This window comes from Bryobacter aggregatus MPL3 (assembly GCF_000702445.1).
GTDB classification, from domain to species: Bacteria; Acidobacteriota; Terriglobia; order Bryobacterales; family Bryobacteraceae; genus Bryobacter; species Bryobacter aggregatus.
In genome coordinates this window covers 1,277,019-1,302,876 of record NZ_JNIF01000003.1, presented here as the reverse complement: position 1 = coordinate 1,302,876, position 25,858 = coordinate 1,277,019, and the positions used below count along the sequence as shown (strand labels likewise).

General features: G+C 59.0%; 25 protein-coding genes. 9 read left to right on the top strand and 16 right to left on the bottom strand.

Annotated elements, in window-relative coordinates:
- Nucleotides 1–3: 3 nt before the first annotated feature.
- Genes M017_RS0106345 through M017_RS0106325 form a run of 5 tightly spaced genes read right to left on the bottom strand, consistent with a single transcriptional unit; the run spans nt 4 to nt 3,377 of the window.
- Nucleotides 4–648, bottom strand: coding sequence for a hypothetical protein (locus tag M017_RS0106345; RefSeq protein ID WP_031496671.1), 645 nt, complete (start codon nt 646–648; stop codon nt 4–6).
- Between the two features lie 33 nt (nt 649–681).
- Entirely contained in the window at nt 682–1,053 is a 372-nt protein-coding gene (locus M017_RS0106340) for a glyoxalase superfamily protein (protein ID WP_031496670.1), read from the bottom strand.
- Nucleotides 1,054–1,809: a LytR/AlgR family response regulator transcription factor gene (locus M017_RS0106335; RefSeq protein ID WP_031496669.1), complete on the bottom strand. Its 756-nt coding sequence runs from the start codon at nt 1,807–1,809 to the stop codon at nt 1,054–1,056. It lies immediately after the preceding gene.
- Nucleotides 1,803–2,834: a sensor histidine kinase gene (locus M017_RS27440; RefSeq protein WP_051669559.1), complete on the bottom strand. Its 1,032-nt coding sequence runs from the start codon at nt 2,832–2,834 to the stop codon at nt 1,803–1,805. The genes M017_RS0106335 and M017_RS27440 overlap by 7 nt, the downstream gene beginning before the upstream one ends.
- 3 nt (nt 2,835–2,837) lie before the next feature.
- The gene (locus M017_RS0106325) at nt 2,838–3,377 is read right to left on the bottom strand and encodes a hypothetical protein (RefSeq protein ID WP_155121280.1); all 540 of its coding nucleotides are present in this window, start codon (nt 3,375–3,377) and stop codon (nt 2,838–2,840) included.
- 87 nt (nt 3,378–3,464) lie between these two features.
- Between M017_RS0106325 and M017_RS0106320 the strand changes: the two genes are divergently transcribed.
- On the top strand, nt 3,465–4,676 hold the full coding sequence (locus M017_RS0106320) for an MFS transporter (protein WP_031496656.1): 1,212 nt from the start codon (nt 3,465–3,467) through the stop codon (nt 4,674–4,676).
- Here M017_RS0106320 and M017_RS0106315 read toward each other — a convergent pair.
- Complete coding sequence (locus M017_RS0106315; RefSeq protein WP_031496655.1) at nt 4,627–5,679, bottom strand: acyltransferase family protein; 1,053 nt, start codon at nt 5,677–5,679, stop codon at nt 4,627–4,629. The two genes, M017_RS0106320 and M017_RS0106315, sit on opposite strands and share 50 nt — an antisense overlap.
- Nucleotides 5,680–5,746: 67 nt before the next feature.
- On the opposite strand from M017_RS0106315, the gene M017_RS0106310 reads away from it, so the two are divergent.
- Nucleotides 5,747–6,355 (top strand): PA14 domain-containing protein, encoded by a 609-nt coding sequence (locus tag M017_RS0106310; protein ID WP_155121279.1) that lies wholly within the window; start codon nt 5,747–5,749, stop codon nt 6,353–6,355.
- Here the strand turns inward: M017_RS0106310 and aat are convergent.
- A complete protein-coding gene (gene aat, locus M017_RS0106305) occupies nt 6,339–6,947 on the bottom strand; it encodes a leucyl/phenylalanyl-tRNA--protein transferase (RefSeq protein WP_202901622.1) in 609 nt (202 codons plus the stop codon). The two genes, M017_RS0106310 and aat, sit on opposite strands and share 17 nt — an antisense overlap.
- Nucleotides 6,948–6,970: 23 nt before the next feature.
- On the opposite strand from aat, the gene M017_RS0106300 reads away from it, so the two are divergent.
- A complete protein-coding gene (locus M017_RS0106300; RefSeq protein ID WP_031496651.1) occupies nt 6,971–7,957 on the top strand; it encodes a Gfo/Idh/MocA family protein in 987 nt (328 codons plus the stop codon).
- 101 nt (nt 7,958–8,058) lie between these two features.
- Nucleotides 8,059–8,667 carry a DinB family protein gene (locus M017_RS0106295; RefSeq protein WP_031496650.1) on the top strand — a complete coding sequence of 203 codons (609 nt, stop codon included), beginning with the start codon at nt 8,059–8,061 and terminating at the stop codon, nt 8,665–8,667.
- A gap of 25 nt (nt 8,668–8,692) precedes the next feature.
- On the opposite strand, the gene M017_RS0106290 is transcribed toward M017_RS0106295, so the two are convergent.
- The 6 genes from M017_RS0106290 to uppP form a co-directional block, all read right to left on the bottom strand.
- A complete protein-coding gene (locus M017_RS0106290) occupies nt 8,693–9,397 on the bottom strand; it encodes an RES family NAD+ phosphorylase (protein ID WP_031496649.1) in 705 nt (234 codons plus the stop codon).
- Entirely contained in the window at nt 9,384–9,803 is a 420-nt protein-coding gene (locus tag M017_RS0106285; protein WP_202901621.1) for an antitoxin Xre-like helix-turn-helix domain-containing protein, read from the bottom strand. The genes M017_RS0106290 and M017_RS0106285 overlap by 14 nt, the downstream gene beginning before the upstream one ends.
- Before the next feature lie 32 nt (nt 9,804–9,835).
- Nucleotides 9,836–10,381, bottom strand: coding sequence for a DUF6036 family nucleotidyltransferase (locus M017_RS0106280; protein ID WP_031496646.1), 546 nt, complete (start codon nt 10,379–10,381; stop codon nt 9,836–9,838).
- Complete coding sequence (locus M017_RS26350; RefSeq protein ID WP_035957697.1) at nt 10,368–11,033, bottom strand: helix-turn-helix domain-containing protein; 666 nt, start codon at nt 11,031–11,033, stop codon at nt 10,368–10,370. The genes M017_RS0106280 and M017_RS26350 overlap by 14 nt, the downstream gene beginning before the upstream one ends.
- Before the next feature lie 75 nt (nt 11,034–11,108).
- Nucleotides 11,109–13,565 (bottom strand): DNA translocase FtsK, encoded by a 2,457-nt coding sequence (locus tag M017_RS0106270; RefSeq protein WP_031496643.1) that lies wholly within the window; start codon nt 13,563–13,565, stop codon nt 11,109–11,111.
- Nucleotides 13,562–14,383: an undecaprenyl-diphosphatase UppP gene (gene uppP / locus M017_RS0106265; protein ID WP_031496642.1), complete on the bottom strand. Its 822-nt coding sequence runs from the start codon at nt 14,381–14,383 to the stop codon at nt 13,562–13,564. Before uppP ends, M017_RS0106270 begins: the two co-directional genes overlap by 4 nt.
- Before the next feature lie 54 nt (nt 14,384–14,437).
- Here uppP and pyk point away from each other — a divergent pair, with 54 nt between their 5' ends.
- Nucleotides 14,438–15,865 carry a pyruvate kinase gene (pyk, locus tag M017_RS0106260; protein WP_031496641.1) on the top strand — a complete coding sequence of 476 codons (1,428 nt, stop codon included), beginning with the start codon at nt 14,438–14,440 and terminating at the stop codon, nt 15,863–15,865.
- On the opposite strand, the gene M017_RS0106255 is transcribed toward pyk, so the two are convergent.
- From M017_RS0106255 to M017_RS0106245, 3 genes are read right to left on the bottom strand one after another with little or no spacing between them, the layout of a single operon-like run.
- Nucleotides 15,862–16,926, bottom strand: coding sequence for a serine hydrolase domain-containing protein (locus M017_RS0106255; protein ID WP_031496640.1), 1,065 nt, complete (start codon nt 16,924–16,926; stop codon nt 15,862–15,864). The genes pyk and M017_RS0106255 overlap by 4 nt on opposite strands.
- A 3-nt stretch (nt 16,927–16,929) precedes the next feature.
- A complete protein-coding gene (locus M017_RS0106250; RefSeq protein ID WP_031496638.1) occupies nt 16,930–19,086 on the bottom strand; it encodes a hypothetical protein in 2,157 nt (718 codons plus the stop codon).
- Nucleotides 19,086–20,816 (bottom strand): SpoIVB peptidase S55 domain-containing protein, encoded by a 1,731-nt coding sequence (locus M017_RS0106245; protein WP_031496636.1) that lies wholly within the window; start codon nt 20,814–20,816, stop codon nt 19,086–19,088. The genes M017_RS0106250 and M017_RS0106245 overlap by 1 nt, the downstream gene beginning before the upstream one ends.
- Nucleotides 20,817–20,919: 103 nt before the next feature.
- Between M017_RS0106245 and M017_RS0106240 the strand changes: the two genes are divergently transcribed.
- The 4 genes from M017_RS0106240 to ftsH all read left to right on the top strand — a co-directional run bounded on the left by M017_RS0106240 (nt 20,920) and on the right by ftsH (nt 25,855).
- Nucleotides 20,920–21,849 carry an exosortase/archaeosortase family protein gene (locus M017_RS0106240; RefSeq protein WP_080507538.1) on the top strand — a complete coding sequence of 310 codons (930 nt, stop codon included), beginning with the start codon at nt 20,920–20,922 and terminating at the stop codon, nt 21,847–21,849.
- On the top strand, nt 21,818–22,489 hold the full coding sequence (locus M017_RS0106235) for an exosortase C-terminal domain/associated protein EpsI (protein WP_031496634.1): 672 nt from the start codon (nt 21,818–21,820) through the stop codon (nt 22,487–22,489). The genes M017_RS0106240 and M017_RS0106235 overlap by 32 nt, the downstream gene beginning before the upstream one ends.
- 2 nt (nt 22,490–22,491) lie before the next feature.
- The gene (gene tilS, locus M017_RS0106230) at nt 22,492–23,871 is read left to right on the top strand and encodes a tRNA lysidine(34) synthetase TilS (RefSeq protein WP_155121278.1); all 1,380 of its coding nucleotides are present in this window, start codon (nt 22,492–22,494) and stop codon (nt 23,869–23,871) included.
- A gap of 70 nt (nt 23,872–23,941) precedes the next feature.
- Nucleotides 23,942–25,855 (top strand): ATP-dependent zinc metalloprotease FtsH, encoded by a 1,914-nt coding sequence (ftsH, locus tag M017_RS0106225; RefSeq protein ID WP_031496632.1) that lies wholly within the window; start codon nt 23,942–23,944, stop codon nt 25,853–25,855.
- Nucleotides 25,856–25,858 lie beyond the last annotated feature (3 nt).

Here is a 25,858-nt window from a genome sequence, read left to right as displayed (position 1 = left end):
CGGCTAGGGCTGGATGCGCAAGTCTGCAAAGTGCGCGATGGTTCCCGGCCCTACCCAAAGTCCGATGGCTCCTTTGACGAGCGGCTGTTTGAGATCCTGTACCACCAGCACCGGCTGCGTGGCATTGCCCACAAAGAGCCGTGCTGTCTTGCCGGAAACCTCGATCTTCAGCTTGGTCCATTCGCCGGGAACCAGGTCGACATAGGACTCATACTTGCCTGGAGTTTCTTCCCGGAGCTTCTCCCATGGATAGCCGGGCTCGGAGATGTACTGCGTGCTGTGATTGCGTTGGAGCTGATCTGCCGAGCGTCCGTTTTTGGGACGAATGTAGAAGCACTCATATTGTGCGTTCGCCACGCGGAAGGCGATGCCGACAAAGACTCGTTGGCCTAGCGGCGCATTGGGCGCGGTATCGCCGCTGATTTCCACTTCGATGGTCCCGTTGTCGAAGGAGGTGTTCTTGACGAGGGTCATGGTGTTGGTGGCGTTGGTCCCTGCGGCTTCTGTGACGCGTATGGCCGGACGCCCTTTGTAAGTCACTTGTTCTGCACGGGTTTCTTTCAACTCTAAGTTGCCGGGCGCCAGAGATTGCCCACTGGCGAATGTCGCGGCTATGAGAAAGGAGAGGTAGAGATGGGATCGCTGCATCGCTAGGGAAATACGCGCTCGCCGCGGATTTGTTCAATCCGAGTGGAGTGAATCTTCTTCGAGCGGTTCAGAACCAAAACGAAGTCTGTGCCCGTCAGGATCCTCAACCTGGAACTCCAAGGCCCATGGGTAGTTGGTGGGCGGAAGGACAATTTGGACGCCTTTTGCCTGGTACTGCGCGTGCAGCTGTGCTGCGTCCGAGACTCCGATCCACACCCAGGTCCCTGGCGCTCCTTGTGCCCCTTGGCAGAGATAGATTCCCGCGCGGTCGCGGTTCACACTGGTGAACTCGGAATTGCCCCAGGGCGCATTGCGAAAGCCGAGCAGGTCGACATAGAAGTGCAGGCTCTCCGCCATGTTCTTGACGCGCAGAATTGGCTGGCTGTTCTCAAAGTGGACGGACATTTATAACCCCAATTTCTCGCGTAGCTCGCGAGCCCGGTCTTTGGAGGCCGTGAGCTCTGTCTTTTGGGCATCCTTCAAGCGAAGCATCAGTTTGCCGCCGAAGTAAGTATACAGCTCAGAGACCCAGGCGAGATTCACCAGCGTCGAGCGGTGGATGCGAAAGAAACGGGCCGGGTCGAGCTTCCCTTCGAGTTCTGTAATCGTCTGATCGATGATGTAAGTCTTGAGTTCTGTGGCGGCGAAAGAGAGTTTGTCTTCCGCGTAGAAGTGGGTGACGCGGCTGAGATCAATGAATTCGACTCGATCGCCGCTCCTCGAACTGATACGTTCCGGATAGGTGGGGGCGAGCTTCGCCGCAAAGTGAGCAAGCAGGGCATTGAGGTCGGGCGCCGGCTGGCGGCCTCCACGAATGGCCTCCAGTTTGTCGATGGCCTGGGTCAGTTTTGTCTGCTCGATGGGCTTTAAGAGATAGGCGACGCTGTTGGTTTCAAAGGCCTGCAGCGCGTATTGGTCGTAGGCGGTGGCGAAGATGACCAGCGGCTGGTGGCTGAGGCGTTGCAGCAACTGGAAGCCGTCCATCTCCGGCATCTGGATGTCGAGGAAGAGGAGGTCGGGCTTGAGTGACTCGATCTGTTCGAGGGCGAGCTGGGGGTCTGTGGCAGAGCCGAGGATGCGGATGCGCAGGTCGGTCTGCAGCAGGCGGGTGAGCCGCTCGACGGCAAGCCGTTCGTCGTCGACGAGGAATGCGTTCAACATGGGATGCGGAATGTGACCTCCATGCCGGGATCGAGGCGGCGTGCCTTGAGGGTCGCGCCGGCTCCGTAATTTCCTTCGAGGCGCTGGCGCAGCATGTCGAGGCCGTGTCCGGCGGGCAGGCTGTCCGGTGAGAAGCCCGGCCCGGTGTCGCGGACTTCGAACTCGATCTCGCTGCCGAGCTCCCGCACGCGGATCTCGATCCGCGCCCCGCTGCGCAGTGCGCCGACTGCGTACTTGACGCTGTTCTCGGTGAGAGTTTGCAGCGACAGCGCAGGCACCTGCACCGCATGCAAGTCTTGCGGAACATCGAAATGATACTGCAATCGCTCGTCGAAGCGGGTCTTCTCGATCTCGAGATAGCCGCGCGTGATGCGCAGTTCATCCTCGAGAGAGACGAGCCTCCCCTGCCGGTCGAGCGAGAAGCGAAGCAATGCGGCGAGGTTCTCAATGAGCGCTTCCGCCTGGGCCGGATTCGAGCGGACCAGGCTCGAGATGGAATTCAAGGTATTGAAGAGGAAGTGCGGGTGGACGCGGGATTCGAGACTTTGGAGCTTCGCATCGGCTGCCGCTTTGAGTGCCCGTTCGCGCTCGAGCTCGCGGGTGCGGAGTTCGAGGCTGCTGGCCTGGACCTGATGGCGCGCGTGTTCAATGATATAGGACACGGAGCCGATGACATTGCTGAACAGGAGACAGATCAGCATACTGCTGGCATAGCCCATGCGGATGGGGAAGAAGGGTTGCAGAGTCAGGATGAGATAGGCGATGGTGCCTCCAGCGAGCGCAATCAGAGAGAACAAGCCCAGGATCTTGGCCCAGCGGACGAGGGAAGAGCCCGCGATGCGAGGCGCGCATTTCGGCATGATCCATAGCGCCAGCCCGCTGACAGAAATGGAATAGATCCCGGAGATGAAGATGGAAGGGATCCATCGGGAGGGCCGGAAATCACCATCAAAGGCGGCGATCGTCAGCACCATGAGCAAGGCGATCGCGGTGTTGGTGATGAGGATTCGGACCAGGAGGCGCATGTACTATTTGCCGGGAGTGTGGCAGCCGACGCAGTTGGTCTGCGCGAGGGGCCGCGGCTGTTTCGTTTCTTTCCATTGTGCGGCACGCCTGTTGTAAGCCGTGTTCGGTAAGGATTCGAGAAGCAGGTCAAAGAAGTGCTCCGCCTTTTCGAGATTGCCATTGCGACTGTAGGCATCTGCCAGGCCGAAGAGCAGTTCGCCGCGCGGATGGGTGCCAACCTGGTCGAGTTGGTCCTTCTGTTGGTCGGAGATCTCAAGATAGTCGGAAATGCCATCTTCGCGCAGGGGGGCGCCAGTTGCTCGTGCAGGTGGCGGGAGGCGGTCACCTGCACCGCGCCAGACGAGCGCCTCAGCATGATTGGGTTCTGTGGCGAGTACCTGTTCGGCTTGTTGCATTCCGCGCTCAAAGGCCTCGCGATTGCCGGCAAAGCCAGAGAAGAAATCGTTACGAACCAGATGGTCCAAGCGCGGCTGGGAGCGGAGGAGGGGAACGAGGAAAGAGATCATCGCGGCGAGGAGCAGGAGCATTCGCTTTGTCTTCATGCTTCAGTTTTGAGCGGCTCTTGCGGGAGAGTCGCTCTTTTCCGACGAAACAGCGGAATTCCAGGATGAAGCGGATAGAATCGAGAGTTGCGGAATTTCGGAAGAATTTGGGGTCCGGCGCTGGCGCTGATGCTGGTGTCGACGATTAGCTATGTGGATCGAAACGCGATTGCGGTTTTGATTCCGACGATCCAGCAGGAAACGGGGCTCACGGGACGTGAGTATGGCTGGATTGTTGCGGCCTTTTCGTACGCCTATATGCTGGGCAATCCGCTTTGGGGCATCCTACTGGACCGCCTGGGCGTTCGCTCGGGAATGACGCTGGCGGTGGCGGGTTGGAGTCTGGCGAGCGCACTGCATGCTTTGGCGGGCGGTCTGGGTAGCTTTGCAGTGTTGCGGACGGCTCTGGGCTTTTGCGAAGGGGCGACTTTCCCGGGAGCGCTGCGGACGGTGATGCAGACCCTTGAGCCAGAGCGCCGCTCGCGCGGGATCGCGTTGAGTTATTCGGGCGGGTCCTTGGGTGCGATTCTGACGCCCTTCATTGTGACCCCGATTGCGTTGGCCTTTGGCTGGCGGATGGCGTTCTGGGTGACGGGCGGAGCCGGTTTGGTGTGGCTGTGCTGGTGGTGGCTTCTCTGCCGCCGGCCCGATCTGGCGGCGCGTCCCAAGATCGACAGCGAAGGCTTTGGGTGGAAGGATCCGCGCGTGGTCGCCTTTGTCGCAGCCTATGCAATGGGCGCGGTGCCGCTCGGCTTCATTCTCTATATGGCCGGAATGTATCTGTCGCAGGTCTTCGGGTTGAGCCAGAAGGCGTTGGGAGGTGTGTTGTGGATCCCGCCGGCGGGTTGGGAGTGTGGTTACTTCTTCTGGGGCTGGTGGATTGATCGTCAAGTGAAGCGTGGGTCCTCGATTGAAGATGCCTGTGGCAAGGCGTTTCGGATCGGTTTGGTGTTTAGCCTGCCCTTGGCTTTTGCGCCACAGATCGCTTCTTTGCCCTTGTTTCTCGGGGAACTGTTTCTGGCCATGTTTGTCACCGGCAGCTTTATTGTCGGGGGGATTGCCTATGCAACGAGCGCGTTTGGGAATCGCCGTGCGGGCCTGATTGCAGGTTTGGGCGCGGGGAGTTTTTCGGCCTTGACTGCCATGACTGCGCCGCTGTTTGGCGGCTTCTTTGATCAGAAGAACTACTCGTACGCGTTTTGGGTGGCGACGGCGTTTCCCGTCGCCGGGTATTTGCTGTGGGTATGGCTCAGAGACGGATATGAATTTTCTTCCGATAGAGCCAATACACCACGCTGAAGATCACCAGGACATTCGAGATCGCGTAGAGCAGTGAGGCGTTTGCCGGGCTGGCGATCGGCAGGAAGACATTCGTCAGAATCCATTTTGAGCTGGGCATCCCATCGATCGAGGTGAGCGCGAGGATGCGGCCAAGGACGCCCGAGAGTACGAAGGAGACGATCGCGTTGCCGCCGTAGATCTGGAAGAAGCTCCAGCCGCGACGATTTCCCTTTTCATCAATCCACCAGTGCAGCGCGCCGAAGATCAGCGAGGCGAGACCGGCCATCAGTAAGACAAAGCTGGGAGTCCAGAGGCTTTTGTTGATCGGTAAGACCGTGCCGAGCAGCAGCCCGGCGATGGTGAGCAGCGCGCCGCTGACCAGATAATTGGCCGCGAGGATGCCACAGAGAACCGTGGCGATGGCCGGGAGCGTCGAGAGGATTCCCTCGGGATCCCAGACCTTCGAGGTCGCCCACATGTGGTCCTTGAGAAGCAGGCCGTCAATATAGCGGGCGGCATTCGAGTCGATGCTCCAGGGATCGCTGCCTGCGCCGGGATAGGGCAGGTAGAGCATCGTTGCGGTGTAGACCCCGAACAGCGCCAGGATCGCGAGGATCTGTCCGCGGCGAGAAGTGTAGAGATAGATCAGCGTCGCAAAGAAGTAACAGACGGCGATGCGCTGCAAGACGCCGGGGATGCGGACGTGGGCGAAGTCGAATTTCGGAACAAGGTTGAACAGGAAGCCGATCAGGAAGATGAGGCCAGCGCGGCGGGCAGTATGGAGCAGAAGCCTGGTCTTATCCGATCCTTCTGTGCGGCGGCGGGCGAAGGAGAGAGTCATCGCGACGCCCGAGATCCAGAGGAAGAAAGGGAAGACCATATCGGTGGGCGTCCAGCCATGCCAATGGGCATGTAGCAGAGGCGCGTAAACACTGAAGCTGGGGCCGGGGTTGTTCACCAGAATCATGGTGGCGATGGTGAGGCCACGGAAGACGTCGAGGGACTGGAGGCGCTGGGACATCGGAGGGTCAGGAAGAGTATGACAGAGACAGTCGCACTCCTGAGTAGGGCGTCGTAAGCTTGGGTTGATGTGGATACTGCCAGTCCTGTTGTTGGCGCTTGCGCAAGAGCAGCCAGAAGTCACCTTTGGGACGACTGTGGTGAGTTCTTCGGGATTCGAAGGGAAGATCTACTTCATCAAGAAGTACCCGAAGGAGATGCCGAAGCTCGAGAAGATGAAGCCGAAGGGGAGCATTTATGCGGATGCATTGAATGTTCCGCCGCAGGACTTTGCGAAGGGGTTTCCGGGGATTACGGACCGCAATGAGTGGTTCGCGATCGACTACGGCGGACGCTTCTGGGTGGAGACGGAAGGGGAGTATCGATTCCGATTGTTGTCGGACGATGGGGCGCGGCTCTATCTGGACGGGCAACTGGTGATCGATAACGATGGGATGCATCCGGCGGAAGAAATGAGCGGCAGTGCGGTGTTGAGCCGGGGCATCCATACGATTCGGGTGCCCTATTTCCAGGGGCCGCGATTTGCGGTGGCCCTGGTGCTGCAGGTGGCGCGTCCGGGACGGGATTTCCAGGTCTTCCGGATGAGTGAATTCCAACCTGCCGAAGACACTGCCGATTTGGTGACGGGCGTGGTGCGGAGCGTGAAGCCGGGGATTCGCGTCAAAACTGACAATTGAGGCGGAGCGCCTCGCGCAACTGCCCGTAGTATTGGTTGCGGCTGACCTCGATCACGCCGAATTGGGAGAGGTGTTCCGTCCAGTACTGCACGTCAAGCAGCGTAAAACCTTTTGCCTGGAGGTGCTGGACCAGACAGGCGAGCGCAACCTTCGACATGTCGCGCACCGTGTGGAACTTCGATTCGGCAAAGAAGGCGCTCCCCAGGTGGATGCCATAAGTGCCGCCGGCCAGCTTGCCATCAACCCAGACTTCGACGGAATGCGCGTGGCCTTTGCGATGCAGGTCAGCGTAGACGGCAATGATCCGTTCGGTGATCCAGGTGTCCTTGGGCCTGCCTTCGCCGCGGGCGGCGCAAGCCCGCATCACCTGTTCAAAGGCGGTGTCGAAGGTGACCGTAAACCGGGCCCGCTTGAGTGTGTGTGCGAGGCTGCGCGAAGTATGGAATTGCCCAATGGGCAGAATGCCGCGATGCTCCGGCAAGTGCCAAGAGATCACGGGTGCATCCAGATAGCCCATGGGGAACACGCCTTTGCGATAACCTTCAAGAACCTCGTGGGGATCGAGCCGATCGGTCACACGAATTACATCCACAGATCCAGTGTAAGAGGTGAGAGATGGCATCGAAGATTCGTTGGGGCGTTTTGGGCAACGCGAAGATTGCGCGCGAGAAGGTGATTCCGGGCATGCAGAAGGGCGAGCTGTCTGTGGTGACTGCGATTGCGTCGCGCGAACCGGAGAAGGTGAAGGAGATTGCGGAGCGCCTCGATATCCCGACAGTCTATGGCAGTTATGAAGCACTCTTGGCCGATCCGAATGTGGACGCGATTTACAATCCACTGCCAAACGATCTGCATGTGCCGTGGTCGATCCGCGCCGCGGAGGCCGGCAAGCATGTGCTGTGTGAGAAGCCGATTGGGCTGAGCGTCGCTGAGGCAGAACAACTGATTGCCGCGCGCGATCGCTATAAGGTGAAGGTGGGCGAGGCTTTCATGGCGAAGACGCATCCGCAATGGGTTCGTTCTCTCGAACTGGTGAAGAATGGCGATCTGGGCGAACTGCGCGCGATGATTGGGATTTTCAGCTACTTCAATCGCGATGCGGCGAATATTCGGAACAGCGTCGAGAAGGGCGGCGGCGCGTTGATGGACATCGGTTGTTATCCGGTGACGCTGTCGCGGATGATCTTCGAGGGGGAGCCGCTGCGGGTGGCCAGCTGCATTGAGCGCGATCCGGACTTTGGGGTCGATCGGCTGACGAGCGCGATTCTGGAGTATCGGCAGGGGCAGTGTGTCTTTAGCTGCGGGACGCAGATGGCGCCGTATCAGCGGATCACGATCCTCGGGACGAAAGCGAAGATTGAGATCGAGATTCCGTTCAACGCGCCGCCAGACAAGCCGACGCGTTTGATTTTCGATGGGACGCGGGTGGAAGAGTTTCCAATTTGCGATCAGTACACGATCCAGGGGGATCTGTTCAGCGAGGCGATCCAGAAGAATGGGCCGGTGCCGGTGGGATTAGAAGATTCGCTGGCGAACATGAAAGCGATCGAGGCAATTTTCCGGGGTGGGACGAGTGGGAAGTGGGAGGCGGTTGCGGGATAACCCGCCCCGGACGAGCGGCTTGGGTTTGCACATCCTTCGGTGTTGCTACCGGTCGTCGCTCACAACGAGTGCTGGGGCTCTTGTTATGCTGACCGCTTGCGATGAGATACGAGTTTTTGCTTGAGAGCTACGAATCGGAGCGGGTGAAAGTCGTCAGTGCGTGGAGCATGTTTCGCGATGAGGACTTATCCTTTCGTCCGCACCCGCGGGATCCTCGCGGTCGCAGTTTGCACGAGCAGATGGTGCACCAGTGCGTGAGTGAGGACGTCTGGTTTCGGACGATGCTGGGGATTGACGTGGGGGCGCCGCCCTTGCCGGAGGAAGAGACGCGGCTGGCCTTCATGCGCCAGTATGCGGAGGATAGCGCCAAGCGTTTGGCAGCTCTTCGCGAAAAGGAGGAAGCGTGGTGGGAGGAGGAGGCGACCTTCTTCGATGTACAGCGCTCACGAGCCTGGGTCATGACGCGACGGATGACGCACACGGCCCATCACCGGGGCCAGCAACTGGCGATGCTGCGGATGCTGGGCCGGGAAGAGTACAGTAACTATGGCCCGAGCGCCGATACAGGCGGCCTGATGCAGAGTCATGCGCCGACGATTTACCCCTATGACAGTTTGGAGGCGCTGCTGGACGGCGAGGCGGCTGGCGGAAAGAAGGTCGGTCTTCCCGGGCCTGGGAGTCAACCCGTGACCGAGCGGCCGGGCCGCTGACGGATGGAGATCCTTCCAGCTTCGATTAAAACTCGAAGACGAAGCGTTCGTGTTCCCGTTGCCAGATGGCTCCTGTTTGAGTGATTGTCAGATACCAGGTTTCGCGCTCGAGCGGGCTTTGCGGACGTAGAGCCATGGGGTCGAGGACGGCGTAGTTGGTTGCCCGGATCGGGTCGCGTACAGACCGGTAGCGGATGACCTGGATGTCCAGTTCTCTCGCCAGCCGAGCGAGGGACTGCGTATCGGCGTAGTTCTCTGTCTGCAGCCAAGTCTCTGCCCATTGGGTGAGCGGCGGTGTCTGGAGATTGATAGTGCGGCCAGCGACCCCGAAGCGAAACACGGTTTGCGGGGCGGCAGGGATCTCCGCCAATCCGGCGCTTTGCTGCGTGAAGCGCCAGCGCCAATAGCCCATTTCTGCACACGCCGTGCGGCGTTCAGCGGCTCCGTAGAGCACGCCCGGGTCAGGGAAGGCGCGGAAGCGCGATCCATAGGGTGAGGGTGGGTAGCGGAACGGCGTCGCCAGAAGATAATGCAGTCCCGTAGTCGCTGGCGGGGCCGGTGGCTTCGTTTCTTCGAGGATGCGCTCGAGCAAATCCTGACGCACGGGATCGTTGTTGGTGAGGCGTAGCGTCGAGACAACGTGCTGGGCTTCAACGGCGCGCCACGGGGTATAGCGACCGTTGCGGCGGGCTTCCAGAATGGCGGGGGCGAGTTCCTCAGATGGGGGCACGGGAGGAGTCCAGATACTGCACCACGCGGACGAAGGACGGGATGTCGGCGAGCAGACTGGCTGGAACGGCCTGAAGGGCTTGATTCTCGCTATGCAGCCAGCGGCGGGAGAGTTCGTCGTTGCCCCCGGTAATCGAATCGAGGGAACGGAAGAGTCTCACGAAGAGCGCTCCGAGCTGCCATTCCTTCGATGCGGGGTCGAGGCGATAGCGGCCATTCCCCATGCGCGAAATGCTCGCCGGGCTGATGCCGAGAATCTGAGCGAGGTCGGATTGCGAGACCTGCAATAGCGTAGCCGCTTTGAGGACGGCGTGGGTGAGAGTTTCGCGTGCCGCCTCCGACTGCGTGCTCTCTCCTGCACGCTGCATTTTAGGGTTTCCGATGCTGAACTCTCCTGCAAGAATCATACGTAGATTTTTCTCAGGAAACAAGAGATTCGCTAGCTGGGAAACTCTTCCGGCCAGTAGAGTTGCAGCCAGAAATCGAAAGCTCGATCGAATCGCCGGAGGTCGCCAATCAGGTAGCTGCGCTGTTCCTCGTAGTAGCGCAATTGCAGAGTGTGCGAATCGAGAAGCCCTCTTTCGACCAGATAGCGCACGTCTTCGCGATCGGTCTGGCTGTTGCGTTCCAGTTTCGAAAGAGCCAGATCGTGCGCTTCGAGGACGAAGAGTTTGAGTTTCTGGAGCGTCGGGGCCTCGATCGGGATGAGCCGCTCCGTGTGATCGCAAGGCGGGCTGACGATGTTCACTTGCTGGATGTAGATGCCGTATTTGCGGTGGAGTGGGGAGCCCCGTCCGGCAAGCTCATCCACTTCTTTCGATTGGTCGAGCGGTGCGAGGGAACAGGCATCGATGTCGACGGTGGCGCGTGGCATGCCATAGCCGATGGTCATGGCAAAACCGCCCATGCAGGTGAGGCTGATGGGCATGGAGAGCTGACGGTCGAATTCTGCGAGACCGCTGACCCAGGGCTCAGTGAGCTGCATGGGGCGTCAGCCAGCGCCTGACCCGGTCGGACTGGAGATCGGTCAAGAGATTCCAGTGTGCGGCCAGCGGGGCTCGGCTGTCCCGGAGCCAATCCCGCTCGAGCTTTGGCATGCCATTGCTGCAAAGCGTCTGCTCGGCGGCGAGACGGGCGGGTTCCAGTTGGGCCAGCATCGTCGCCAGATGGGGTTTGGCTTCGAGTTCCAATGCGAGAGCTGTGAGATAGCCGAGGTGGTTCTGCAGGTTGCGGAGCTTCGCCTCATTCACCAGCCAGGTCTGAGGGAGCGTTTCGAAATGGAGCAGCAGCCAGGGCAGCGCCTCGACGAGGCGGGTGCCGAGTTGGGCGTGGCGCAGGCATTCGAGGACGACCACGGCTGGATTCAGCTTCGAGCCCTTTTCGAGATGGACGAATCCGGGATAGCCGAGCGCCGCGAGGGTGGCGGCGAGCGTACCTTCGTCGAGGCCTGTGTCTGAAAGCACCAGCGGCAGCGTGGCCGGCTTGTGGCCGAAGGCGGAGGAGAGCTTCGCCTGGAGCTTGGCGTTCAGCGGGCGCTGACCGGATTCCAATTGGGACAGATAGGGTTGCGAGACGCCGAGGAGCGCCGCGTAAGTCTGCTGGTTCAGGTCCTGCTGGTGTCGGTGGACGGAGAGCATGGAGTGTCCTTGCAATAATTATTGCATAAGGCAAGATTTGTGAAAAGGCCGGCTTTGTGGGCCGGCCTTGGGGATTTAGTCTTCTTCTTCGACCGCTTCGAGACTCATGTCGCGATGCAGCCAATCGGGGGTTTTGAGAACCTCGCGAGGCCGGGAACCATCGGGAGGACCGATGATGCCCTCTTTCTGCATCCGGTCGAGCATACGTGCGGCACGGCCGTAGCCGAGGCGTAGACGGCGCTGCAGGATTGACGTCGAGGCTTTACCCATTTCGCAGATGACCTTGACGGCATCTCCGTAGAGCGGATCGGCGTCGCCCTCGGGGGCGTCCTCGTCGTTGGAGTCTTCGGTCTCCTCGCTCGGCGGCGCGATGAGGAAGGTCTGGTCGTATTCGGGCTTGGCTTGGCGCTTCCAGAACTCGACCACCGAGTTGATCTCCTGTTCGCCGACATAGGCTCCGTGGACGCGGTGCAGCCGGGAGGAGGCGGGCGGCAGAAACAGCATGTCGCCCTTGCCGAGCAGGTGCTCGGCGCCCATGGTGTCGAGAATGGTGCGCGAGTCGACACGGGTGGCGACGCGGAAGCTGATGCGGGCCGGGAAATTCGCCTTGATGACGCCGGTGATGACGTCGACGCTGGGGCGCTGGGTGGCCAGCACCAGGTGCATGCCGACGGCGCGGGCCATCTGCGCGAGGCGGGCGACCGAGGTTTCGACGTTGTTGCGCTCGAGCATCATGAGGTCGGCCAACTCGTCGATGATGATCAGGATGTAGGGGAGCGGCCGGACATCCTCTTCGAGCATGCCCTCGGGGTTTGCATCCTCGTCAAAGAGATTGCGGGGCTCGTTGGCGAGCTGGCGCATTTTGCGATTGAACTGGTCGATGTTACGGACGCCGCGCGAGGCGAGCAGCTTATAGCGGCGCTCCATCTCGAGTACGGCATTGCGGAGCGCGTTCGAGGCCTTGCGCGGATCGGTGATCACCGGCGTGAGCAGATGCGGAATGTCCTCATAAATGCCGAGTTCGACGCGCTTGGGATCGATCATGATCATGCGCACCTCGTCGGGCGTCGACTTGTACAGCACGCTCATGATCATCGAGTTCAACATGACGGACTTGCCCGAGCCGGTGGAACCGGCTACCAGCAAGTGCGGCATCGTGTCGAGCGTGAAGATCTTGATGCGGCCGTTGATGTCCTTGCCGAGCGACATGGTGAGCCGCGAGCTGTTGCCCTGGAAGTCTTCGCCTTCGATCACCTCGCGCAGGGCAATCACTTCGCTGTTGCGATTGGGGACTTCGATGCCGATGGTCGGCTTGCCGGGGATGCGCTCGATGAGGATCGATTCGGCCTGCAGGCCGAGGCAGAGATCTTCCGTGAGGTTCGTAATCTTCGAGTACTTGATGCCGGCCTCGGGTTTGAATTCGAAAGTGGTGACGACCGGGCCGGGGTTGATCTGGGTGACGTTGCCGAGCACGCCGAATTCCTCAAAGCGTTCTTTGATGCGGGATGCCGTCTCGCGCAGCTCTTGCGAATCGAAGATGCTGCGGGCCTGCGGCTCGTTGAGGATGCCGGTGGGGGGCAGCTTATAGAGATTCGGGACACCTTCCCGCGAGCGGGTTCGCGTTGGAGCTACGGCGACGTTGCTGCTGGCCGGCGTGGGAGCGGGCGGTGGGGGAGGTGCATCCTCGAGAGTCTTGATCGGAATGTAATCGTCGTCCGCGGATGGGCGTGGCATCTGCTGCGGCTCATTGTCCTCGGAATCAAAGGAGGGGACCGAGGCACTGACGGTCTGGGTCTCCCAAGGGGGGACCTCGCCGCCTTCGTCTTCCGTCAGGCGCGGTGCCGTGCGGCGGCGTTGGAGGAGGGACGGCACTTCGTCCGCGTCGGCCTTGGCGGATTTGGCCTTGGCCGGCTTGCGCTTGGGCAGGCTGAACTGGAAGCTCGGCAGTTTGAACTTTGCAAAGAATGCGCCAATTGAGCGGAAGATCGCTTGCGGGATGGCCCACCACTGCAGCAGGATTGCGACAGAGAAGGTGGAAATCAGATACAACGAGACGACGAGCACGGCAGCGGTGAGCAGGGCGGCTCCGGTGAAGTTGAAGTAGTGGACCATCAGGTCCGCGAGGATGGTGCCGAAGAGCCCGCCTGCCTGAATCGAACCGGAAAAGGCACGCGCGCCGGGAGCGAGCGAGAAGCTGGTGCAGGCCCCGAGGACAAAGAGAACGGCGCCTGTCACCTTGACCCAGGCTGCTTCAATTGGCTTTGATTGCATCCACTTCCAGGCGAGCAGCAGAATCAACGCGGGGATCACAAAGCTGGAGAGACCAAAGATCTGGAAACAAACATCGCTGAGATGGGAACCGAAGCGGCCGACGAGGTTGGAGGGTTTGACGACGGAGGTGGCGGTGTTCCAACTCGGATCGTAGGCCGAGTAAGAGATCAGGCTCAGCATGATGGCCAAGCCAAAAAACAGGAACACGAACGCGAGCGCCTCGTTGAGGCGCTTGTGAGCGGTTGGACCTAAAAGCTTCATCCGCGTGAACGGACAAATGCCAGAGCGATCACCAATATACCAAAGACGATTCGGTAGGCGATGAAGGGCTTGAGTCCGTGCTTTCTGATAACTCTGAGGAAAAAGGCGATCACGCCGAGGCCGACAATGCCACTGACGGCGATGCCGATGAGGAAGGGCGTCAGTTGGCCTTCGCTGAGCCCATGCTTCTTGAGGTCGTAGACAGACTTCAATCCAGAAGCCGCAATGATGGGCGTGGAGAGCAGGAAAGAGAAGCGGGCTGCGGCTGAATAGGTGAGGCCGCGGAACAGGGCGGTGGAGATCGTGATGCCGCTGCGAGAGGTGCCGGGAATGAGGGCAAGAGTCTGAGAGACGCCCACCAGGAGCGTGTCCGTCAGGGTCATCTCGCCAATATGCTTTTCACGCCAGCTGTAGCGTTCGGCGAGCCAGAGCAGGATGCCGATGAGGATGAGCATGGTGCCCATGATGTAGGGATTGCGCAAGCCGGTTTCGATGCTGTCCTTAAAGAGTCCACCGGCAATGCCGGCCGGGACAGAGGCCAGCGCAAGGTACCAGAGGAGCTTGGGCGCTTGTTTCAGTTCCGGATCGTCGCCCCATTGCAGGCCAAATCCCTGCGAGAGGATCTGGAGCCAGTCTTTAAAAAAATAGATGAGAACTGCAAAAAGTGTCCCGATATGAAGCGCAATGTCGAAGTCAAGGCCCTGATCGGGCCATCCCAGCATCCAGGGGACCAGGAAAAGATGAGCAGAACTACTAACAGGTAAAAACTCGGTGAATCCTTGGACAATCGCGAGGACGATTGCCTGATAGACGGGCATAATGGGTATTGTAAGGCCCCGTGTGCCTTCCCCACGTTAAATGATCTAAACCGAATGCCAAGTACAAAAATCGTAGCCACCCTGGGACCCGCAACGGATTCCCCTGAGATGATCCGAAAGCTTCTGACCGCTGGTGTCGATATTTTTCGCATCAACGCAAGCCATGGACAGAAGGAAGACCACGTCAAGCGAATCCGTTTGGTACGTGAGATCGCAACAGAGATGGGGATTCACGCTGGAGTTCTTGTGGATCTGCAGGGTCCGAAGATTCGGCTGGGTGAGTTTGAAAATGGCGGTTGTGTGTTGGTGGAAGGCAATGTCTTCACACTCACGACGGAGCAGGTGTTGGGCACCGAAAAGATTGCCTCCACCAGTTATGCCGAGTTTGCGCGTGACGTGCGGCCGGGGAATTTTGTGTTGATTGCCGATGGTTCCGTGAAGCTGCGCGTGTTGTCGACCGATGGTGTGGCGGCGCGTTGCGAAGTGATGATTGGCGGGCCGATTAGCAATCGCAAAGGCATCAATCTGCCGGGCGTTGCGGTGAGTACGCCGTCCTTGACACGCAAGGACAAGGCCGATCTGCAATTTGCACTCGAGGAGAAGGTAGACTTCATCGCGCTGAGCTTTGTGCGGCAACCGAGCGATGTGATGCGGTTGAAGCTGTATCTCGAAGAGCACGAGTCGAAGATTCAGGTGGTGGCCAAGATTGAAAAGCCGGAGGCGGTGGAGAATCTGAATGCGATTCTTGCCGAGACGGACGGCGTGATGGTGGCGCGTGGCGATTTGGGTGTGGAGATGGCCATCGAGAAGGTGCCTGCCATCCAGAAGACGATCATCCAGCGGGCCCGCAGCATGGGCAAGTTCGTCATTACTGCGACGCAGATGCTGGAGAGCATGATCGAGAACGCTACTCCAACGCGCGCGGAAGTGAGCGATATTGCGAATGCGATCTATGACGGCACCGATGCGGTGATGTTGTCGGCGGAGACTTCCACTGGCAAGCATCCTGTCGAGGCGGCGAGCGTCATGGACCGGATTGCGATGGAGACCGAAGTGAATCTTCGCTATCGCGGCTACCAAGAATTGCCGGCGATGGCGAATCCGACGCACTCAGAAATCATTGCCGATTCCGCTTACCGGGCAGGCCGTTATCTGGGCGTCGCGGCGATCGTGGTGTTTACCGCCAGTGGTGGGACGGCCCGCTTGATCAGCCGCTTCCGGCCGCCTGTGCCGATCTACGCCTTTACGCCTTTTGAGGACGCTGCCCGGCAGTTGTCGATGATTTATGGCGTGACGCCGATTGTGATGCCGACGCCGGCCTCCACCGACGAGATGCTGGTGCAGATGGATCAGGAACTGCAGCGCCGTGGTTATATCAAGCCGAACGATCAGATCGTTTTTGTCAGCGGGCAACCGATTGGGATTCCGGGCAGCACCAATATGTTGAAGCTGCACCGGGCCGTCGAGTGGCCGTCAGCTTAGGGCAACGTGGCGTCGAGCAGACTGTAGGCAAATTCGTCGAGGGTCTTTTGCGACATGTCTGTGTTGTTCAAGATCACAACCGTTGCTTCTCCGTCCAGGCGATGCGCCAGGACGGAGCGGAAGCCGTTGACTCGTCCCGTCTCCCAGGCAAAGCGATGAGGCTTGCCCTGGATTTGTAGTGTTTTTACTCTTCCCCCTAATGCATAGGCGGCGCTTTCGACTTCGATGTGCGTGAATTGGCGGAGCGACTGCGGAGAGAGAAAGCCTTTGTCGTAAATTGCATGCGCGGCGCTCATTAAGTCGGCTGCGGTGCTGTAATAGCCGCCAGAGGCAGCGAGGTAGGAGGGCCGGGGTGCGGTCCGGCGCTCCGGCGGTTGTATTCGACTGTAGGAGATGGCCGTGGCTGGAGAATCCGCATAGGACTGATCTGCCCGTGTGCTGCTGAGTTGTAGTGGATCGAGCGTGAGTTGGCGCATCGCCTGCTCGTAAGGCAAGCCGGTGACTGTCTCGAGAATGCGGTAGACGATGATCCAGTTGGTGATTGCGTAGTCGAACTTTGTGCCCGGTACGGCGTTGAGATCGCCCTGGCAGAACTGTTCGAGCGCTTCTTGTGCCGTCAGTCGCATCAGGACAGCGGGGTCGGCTTTGCCGGAGGAGGGGAAGAGGTTGGGGATGCCGCTGGCATTGCAGAGGAGATGCCTCAGCGTGACCTTGGAGCCGGTATCGGCCCGGTACTGGGGCAGGTAGCTGAGGATGGTTGCGTCCAGGCTGAGTTTGTTCTGCTCCACAAGTTTCAGAACGGTCGTGGTGCTCAGCCATTTTGAGATGGAGCCAATGGCAAAGGGAGTCGTGAGGCTAAGCGCTTTGTGTTCTTCAATATTGGCGGCGCCAAACGCTTTGGCGTAGCTCATTTTTCCCCGTTTGCCGAGCATGACCAAGCCATAAAAGGGTTGGGTCTTTGCGAATGTTTCGGCAACCGGGTTGCCAGATGCAGAGAGGCTAGCCGCGCCACACAGAAGAAGCCATTCGCGCCGGGAGGATGGGGAGAGTTTGGAATTCATTTGCTATCGCTTGAGTACGAGTTTTTTGAGCGCAACGTTCAAAGAAGCGTCGAAGGCTCGTACGGTCACGATCGATTCGCCGGGCGGCAGCGTAATCTGTGTGGAAGCGGATTCGTCTCGCGAATCAAAAATGCCATCAGAGGCATCGAGCACAATCCATCGGCCGGCATTGATCGAGTATTCCATCCGGCGAATCGGAGACGCCGCATCGGTGCAGTGCACCTGGAGCGTATTCCCAGTGATGGAGGCCTCGATCACTGGAGGTGTTTGATCGAGCTGGACCGGCACGCTGGTGAAGTCTGCTGCGCGCGCGGTGGACGTTGAGTTCGATAGGATGTCGCTCGCGATGAGACGGAAGAGATAGCGGCCGTCGGCAAGAGTATCGGCGTCAATCGTGAAGCTGGATTCCGTCGTGTCCTGCTTTAAGAATTTCCATTCGGATTCGTCTTCGGCGCGGAACTGCAGCGAATACTGGAGGATGTCGTTATCGGGGTCTTCGGCCACCCAGCTCAGCATCAGTTGCCGCCCGGCGGGCCGCGTGGCGAGCAGCGATGCGGTTCCCGCGCTGGTAGAACTGCTTGCTTCTCCCGTGTCGGTAATGGTGAGCGTATAGGTGGAGCTTGACGATGCGGCAGCCTGCGGCTTGGGTGCATTGGACGGGACCATGGCCAGTACTGCGGTGAGTGATTTCACGATCGGCGGCTGGTTGCGTGGCAGGTAATGCAGCGAAGTAGCGCGGAGTGCGAAGTTCGAGTCTGTTGTGAAGCGCCATTGGATATAGCGGCTGGTCGGGCTTTGGATGTTCGACCCGTTTAAGGGCTGCCATGAAGACCAGGTCGCATCCGGTTTTGCCGCATTGCCACTGCGGGTTTCAAAGCGAAGCGCTGTGTTCGCGACGGCGTTGAGCGCACCCCAGCGCGCAATGTTGCTGGCCTCATGGACCGGAGACTCGTAGGAATAAGGCGGCGTAGGGGTATTCGCCAGCACAAGGAGCTTAGGGGCGGTGGTGGCGAGTGCGAGCCAAGTGGTTGGCGTTGGAACAATACGGCCGATTTCTGTTTCGCCCGTTTCTACAAGCAGAGAAGGACTGCGGTCTGCATCGAGACGGTAAATGCGGCCATGATTGTCGCTCGAGAAATAGAGTTTGCCGCCCGACAGCGCGATGTCATAGATGCTCTCCTCTTTGGTGACAAAGAGCGAGTCAACGGTAAGGTCAGGGTTCAGTCTGAAGATCGCGGAGCGATCGAGGCCGGGGACGTCGAGAGTGCTGGTGATGGCGGGTGTGGCCGTGGTGGTCGTGCCTGTGGTGGTGGGGGGTGAGGGCTTGGGCTTGAGATCGATGCCGGCTTGTGCTTCTTCCGTGACGGTCAGGGTAGTGGTGACCTGGGGGAGCCCGGTGGTGGCTGCGCCGGCTGCGGGTGTTGTGGATTGGGATCGGCGAGCTGCTACGCCGCCCATGGCCAGAAAGTAGATCTCTCCCTTCGTGCCTGGTACTACGCTCCGGATCTCGGTGAAGGGGGCGTCATAGAGGATCTGGGCGCTGCCTTTGGCCGGGATGCGAAACAGAATTCCATTCGGGTCAGAACCTGCGAGCAACGTGCCATCGGGTGTGAGAGCCAGGCTGGTGATATTGGACTGGCTGGAATCATAATAAACCTCACTGCTTGTGGCTGTTGTGCGGTAGACCCTACCGTCGTCGCCTCCTCCTGCAAATACGGCGTCCCGTGTGGCAAGCAGGGACCAGATGAACTTGGCGCCCGTGCGGGCGTAGAGTGTTGCCTGGTTGGGCGTGAGCCGGTAGATGTTGCCCCCGGGGGAAGAGGCGGCAAAGACCTCTCCTGCCGGATTCACGGCGAGCGCAAAGATATGCGGATCTGGAACGGTGGCGAAGAGTTCCGGCGTCTTGGCGTTCGGTGCAAGGCGGTAAACATGGCCCTTGGGGCCAGTGCCCAAATAGACGGAGCCATCCGGGGCTTGGGCCAGCGACCACAACGAGACATCGTTCAGCGCATAAGATGCCGCAATGGCGGGGCCGGGGATAAGCACCCCATCCCGGGTGAGCGAGATGTTCTTCAGCTTCCCTTTTACGAAATCGCCATACTGGGACAGTTCCCAGGAAGTGGGGCTAGAGGCAAGCACCAGACAGAGCAGGTAAATCATTACTTTTCGATCTCGAGAGTGGCAGTTCGGGAGCCTGCAACCACCCCATCAGGCAGGCGGGTTTCCTGGTCGATGAGGCGAGACTGGTAGGTCGGCAGATAAGCGCCTGGAGTCTTTTGGAGTGTAGCGGCGATGGAAGGGGGAAGGTTGGACAGGTCACGCGAGGCGGACTGGAACGCTGGCGCTGAGCGCATGACGCGCACGTAGAACGCGTTGCCCGGGTGTAGCGTGTTGAGCACCTGGATGAGCTCGGCAGGGGACCGGAAGACGGGGCCTCCGGCTTGGTAGAAGGACCGGAAATCGAGCAGATTGGCCGCAAAGGAATCGAGGACGCTAATGGTGAGTGTTTCTCCGCCGGGGAGCCAGGAAGGCGGGGTGAAGGGCGTGTCAATGATCCGTTCGGTTCCATCGGTATTGGTGAGGTGAGTCTGGATGACGAGCGCCTCTCCAGGCTTGGCGCTGCGCCGGGAGAGCGATACCGAATCAATCACCCATTGCTTGCGCGCCGGCTGCGCGGTGATGTCGAAGCGAATCGATTCTGGCAGCAGAGTTTCGGCACTGTGCTGTTGGAAGAAGGCAAAAGGAATCGCCCCGCCAAGGGATGCGGCAATTGGCAGATTGGAATCGCCCGAGTAATGGCCCTCGATGAGCAATGGCGAGGGCTGTCCAGGGTACTGGATGCTTCCCTTGAGGTCGATGGTTCCAGTACTCCCGCTGCGAAAGTGATGATCGACGGTAGAGAAGATTGCCATCTGGAGCAGCAACGGCGAGAGGACGGTATGGCGGACCATGTCGATCTTATAGTCGCGGCTGGTGACGCCATCGCGGTAGCGGATGAGGAGCGGCGTGAGCTTCGGAAAGCGGTTGAGCTCGCCGGAAACGGCAGCATCGCCATCAAAGAGGATAGAGCCCATCGGCTGCAACGATTGACTGATCTTAAAGGACGTATTCAGGTTGGGGAGTGGTGTGATGACCTCGGCCTTGGAAAACGGAAAATCGACTGCCCCACCGCCGAAAAAACGGTGTCCAAACGCATAAAGCTGCTTCCCGGCAATATGTGTGACGGTGCCGTCCGCTCCGGCAGACATATCGCCGCTCAGCAGTTGCACCGAGATCATGTCCCCAGGACGAAGCGGGGACGCGGGACTGGTGGGCTGATTGCCAGATACCCCCTGTTGGAGGGCAAAGCCCATCTGCTGCAACTGCGGGCCAAAGTACTGTAACGTCGCGGCGCTAAAGCCCGCGAGAGAAATCGGTGTCAAAACTGGAATCGCGGCGGTACCTGCTGGTGGGGGCGTTTCCGGTGTCGCAATAAGTTGTGGCGAACCCAGGTGCAGCTTGGCCGCATGAGGCATCGCTGCCGGGGCGGAGGCCAGCATCTCAGCAATCGGACGAATGCCGCAGATGGGCTCTTTTGCAAAAGGAAATGCGAAGGCAATGGCGCCGATCAACTTTCCGTCCACATAAACAGGACTGCCGCTCATGCCCTGCATCACCCCGGTCAGCTCCAGCCGGGAAGTGAGGAGACGCGCCAAAATGATGTCTTGCCCGGGACCTGTATCGCGAAGCACGCCAAGGATGCGAAGCGGAAATTCCTCAGGGTTTTGGCCCCGAAAAACAGTCAACGCTACGCCGGGCATGTCGGGACGGAGGGCAGAAACCGGGAGGGTGGCAGGTTGGGAGAAGGCGAGCGAGATTACGAAACTGAAGGCCAGTAGTACCCGCCGCATGATCACATTGTACCTGCGAGGGCGGAGGGGTGCTTCCTTAGACTCCTCTGGCTGTTGTACCTTGGAGTTGGCAGAAGATGTGGCTTGCTGAATCGACCCCCAAATGAGTAGTCCGGCTCAAGTAAATCCCGAACCCCTGGCAACTGGTAAGTTGAGTCCCGCGCTTTCCCCGTTCACCCCCTCGATCCCCTGGGCTCCCATGGCCTGGATTGGGGGGCTAATGCTGGTCTCCTTCTATCCGATGCTGACTCGCCTGGTGAGTCAATGGATGAATGATGACGACATGTCGCACGGATTTTTTGTCCCGATTGTGGCTCTCTGCATCGCATGGTTGCGCAAGGACGAGATCCTGGCCACTCCATTGCATCGGAATTATTGGGGATTAGCCGTCATGTTCTATGGCGGTGTGCAATACATTCTCGGTACAGTTGCTGCTGAACTTTTCCTCATGCGCACCTCGATCATCATTACGCTCACTGGGATGGTGTTCTTTGTCGGAGGGCGGCAATTGCTCCGTCTGTTGGCATTTCCGCTCTTTCTCCTGTGCTTCATGGTGCCGATTCCGTCTGTAATTTACACGCAAATTACCTTCCCGCTTCAGATTTTTGCGAGCGTGGTTGCTGAAAAGGTATTGCTGTTGCTCGGAATTCCGGTGTTGCGGGATGGCAATGTTTTGGAGCTTTCCGAGCATAAGCTCTCTGTTGTCGAGGCTTGTAGCGGGATTCGTTCGCTCCTCTCGCTGACCTTTCTTTCTCTGGTCTATGGCTTTTTCTTCGACGACCGGAACTGGATGCGGGCTCTTCTCTTAGTCGCTACGATTCCCATCGCGATTGCCGCAAATGCGTTTCGTGTGTCGGTGACCGGGATTTTGTACGAATACAAAAGTGAATGGGCTGAAGGGTTCTTTCATACCGCCGAGGGTTGGGTGATCTTTATGGTCGCTCTTGGTCTTCTTTTGGCTTTCCATCGTTTCGCAAATTGGTTTTATCAGGGAGTTCAGCATGCCAGAGCACAAGCGCAACCAGTTTCTTAGTTCGACCGTATTGATCTTGACCGCTTTTCTCGCGGCCCAGACCGGTCTCTATTTTCTGCTGACCAAGGCGGAGAAGGTGGCTGCCGCACGGCCCTTGTCGCAATTCCCCGATCAGTTGGGTTCCTGGACGAAAACACAAGAGGGGGTTGTGGATGAGGCGACACAGGCAATCCTCAAGGCGGACGACACACTGACGCGCTACTACGGGAGTTCGCAGGCTGGGGTCGGCGCAAACCTGTTTATTGCTGCATTCCGGAGCCAGCGCACGGGTGCTGTCCCGCACTCGCCAAAGAACTGTTTACCAGGTAGTGGTTGGACCTGGACGGTGAACGATCGGATTCCTCTGACTTTGCCGGGACGAAGCCAACCGATCGAGGTGAACCGCTATATCGTGCAACGTGGCGAATCAAAGAGTCTGGTGCTGTACTGGTACCAAAGCCGCGACCGGGCCGTGGCCAGCGAATACATGGCCAAGCTTTATACAATGCTCGACGCGATCAGGGATAACCGCACCGATACGGCCCTTGTGCGGGTGGTGGTCCCTCTCAATGGGAATGACGGGGATGAAAAAGCGTTGGCGGCGGCAGAGGACTTTGTGCGGTCCTTCTACACACCGTTGTTGAAATATCTGCCTGCCTAAGCGTGCCGCATCGCGGAATGGACATCCACGGTACATTCCAGCAATTTGTCGGAAGATTTCCGGCTCTTCTGGAAGTCCAAAAAATTGGCGTTGCCGTGAGTGGAGGGGGCGATTCTGTCGCACTCGCCCGCTTGGCGGCCGAGGCGGGCCTTCCCGTCGTTTTTCTCCATATGAACTACGGCCTGCGTGGGGCCGAGAGTGATCAGGATGAGACTTTTGTCGCCGCACTGGCCGCAGAACTTGGCTGTGAATTCCGGGCGGAGCGTGTGGCGCCTGGCAACAATTCCGAGGAAGAGCTGCGCCGCTTGCGCTACGAGTGGTTTGCCCAATGCGGTGTGGATGCGGTGCTGACCGGGCACACACAGGACGATCAGGCAGAGACGCTTCTCTTTCGGATTCTCCGGGGGACAGGACCTGCGGGCCTGTCCGGCATTTCGGAGTCCAGTCGCCATCGCATCTATCGGCCTTTGCTGGCGCTAACGCGACAGGAAATTCGGGACTGGCTCAATGCTTCCGGTTTTGCCTGGCGGGAGGATTCATCGAATGACCGCTTGGCCTACCGGAGAAACTGGATTCGTCATGAGCTAATGCCCTTGATTCGCATGAACCTGAATCCGAAAGTCGATCAGGCTCTTGCGGGCCTGGCGGAGATTGCCACAGACGAAGAGAGCTGGTTGCGCGACGTGGTGGAGGAGGCGCTTGTAGGCTTGGTGAGTGTGGAGGGAGACGGTATCGTATTGGATTGCGAACGCTTCCGCCTGGTCCCGCTCGCACTGCAACGCCGGATGGTCCGGAAATTGATTGAGCAGGTAAAAGGGAATCTGCTGGGCATCGATTTTGCCCATATCGAAGCGGCGATCCGGCTGGCCCTCGAACCAGAGGGCAATGGACGCATCCAGATTCCAGGCCTGGACCTCATGCGCAGCTTTGGATTGTTGCGCTGGATTCGTTTGGAAGTGCTGGCGGCGAGAAGTGTGCGAAATTACCGGATTGCGCTGGAATTTCCAGGACTCGCCACACTTCCGGATCGGGCCGGAATCGTACAGAGCACAATTGACGCGGGAAATCCTTATAATGGAAACAATAGTCTCCTCGATTGGGACCGGCTTCGGGCGGCAGTGGATTCCGAGAATCCATTGGAGCTTCGGAATTGGCGTCCCGGAGATTGTTACCGCCGGATCGGTTCTGAGAGCCCTGAAAAGCTGAAGGAGCTGTTCCAAAAGCACCGGATTCCGTTATGGAGACGGCGAAGTTGGCCGATAGTGGTTCTAAGGGATACTCCGGTATGGGCTGCGGAATTTGGCCCAGCGGTCGAATTTGCGGCTGGGCCGGGAACGCGAACCTCTCTCCGGCTCGTATGGATGCCGGACTGTCGCGACTAGCCAAAAGTCTGGGATCGATTTCGGCAGATGATGAATCAAGTTACGAACTGTTTACGTCTTTAAGGTAAGAATGAACTCCAACGTCAAGTCGGTCATATTTTGGGCGGTCATCATCTGTGTGGTGGCACTCATATTCGTGGTGGTTCGCAAAGGCAACAATAAAGCGGACGCCCAGGTCACTTTCAGTGACTTTATGAAGCAGGTTGAGGACAACCGCATCAAGAGCGTACAGATCACCGGCACGGATGTTCGCGGGATCTATCGAGAAGACGGCTCTGGTCTGAAGACCGTAATCCCAGCCAATTATCCGGCGCTGTTTGACGTTCTTCAGAAGAAGGGCGTGAACACGGAAGTCAAGGAAACGGGTTCGAACGGAATTCTGAGCCTAGTGTTCCAAATGGCACCGTTCATCCTCCTGTTGGGCTTCTGGATTTTCATGATGCGCCAGATGCAAAGTGGAGGCAATAAGGCACTTAGCTTTGGAAAGAGCCGAGCCCGACTCCACAGTTCGCAGCAGAAGAAGGTAACGTTTAAGGACGTTGCAGGCGTAGAGGAAGCGAAAGAAGAGCTCCAGGAGATCATCGAATTCCTGCGGGAGCCTCAGAAGTTCCAGAAGCTGGGCGGCCGCATTCCGAAGGGCGTCCTGCTGGTTGGCTCTCCTGGCACCGGTAAAACTTTGCTTGCTCGCGCGATCGCTGGCGAGGCGAATGTTCCGTTCTTCTCCATCTCTGGCTCTGACTTCGTCGAAATGTTTGTGGGTGTCGGCGCCAGCCGCGTTCGCGATTTGTTTGAACAAGGCAAGAAGAATGCCCCTTGCATCATCTTCATCGACGAAATTGACGCCGTGGGCCGCCATCGTGGCGCGGGCCTGGGCGGTGGTCACGATGAACGCGAACAGACTCTGAACCAGTTGCTGGTGGAGATGGACGGCTTTGAATCAAACGAAGGCGTCATCCTGGTGGCCGCAACCAATCGTCCTGACGTGCTGGATCCGGCGTTGCTCCGCCCGGGCCGCTTTGACCGCCGCGTGGTGGTGGGCCGGCCGGACGTGAAGGGCCGCGAACAAATTTTGAAGGTACACACGAAGAAGATTCCGCTGTCTGACGACGTGGAATTGAGCGTGATCGCTCGTGGCTGCCCTGGCTTTGCCGGTGCAGACCTCGCGAACCTGGTGAATGAAGCGGCTCTGATTGCCGCCCGCCAGAACCGTAAAGTCGTCTCGATGGTGGACTTTGAAGTCGCCAAGGACAAAGTCATGATGGGTGTCGAGCGCCGCTCGATGTTTATCACCGAAGAAGAGAAGCGTCACACGGCCTATCACGAAGCCGGACACGCGTTGGTGGGTGCCTTGTTGCCGGATTCCGATCCGGTGCATAAGGTCTCGATCATTCCGCGCGGTATGGCGTTGGGTGTGACGATGTACCTGCCGACACAGGATCGCAACGACATCAACGTGTTGCAGTGTGAAGCGCAGATTGCAACGGCAATGGCTGGCCGCGTGGCGGATGAGACCTTCCTCGGCCTCAAGACTGCCGGCGCCTCGAACGATATTGAGCGCGCCACGGATTTGGCCCGGCGCATGGTTTGCGAATGGGGCATGAGCAAGCTCGGCCCGCTGAGCTTTGGCAAGAAGGATGAGCAGATCTTCCTTGGCCGCGAGATTGCTCAGCATCGCGACTACTCGGAGGCGACGGCGATTTCGATCGACGGCGAGGTCCGGGGGATGGTGCAGCAAGGCTATGAGACGGCAACGAAGCTGATCACGGAGAATCGCGAAGCGGTGATCCGGATTGCCGAAGCGTTGCTTGAGCGCGAAATCCTCGACGGGAATGAAGTGCGGATGCTGATTGCTGGCGAATCGTTGCCAGCGGCTCGTCCGAACTCCAACAACAAGTCGAACAATAGTGACGGCCAGACGCAGCCAGTATTGCGTTCGGAGAACGGGATTCGTCCGAACCCGAATCCGAACCCGAGTCCCGCTTAAGCG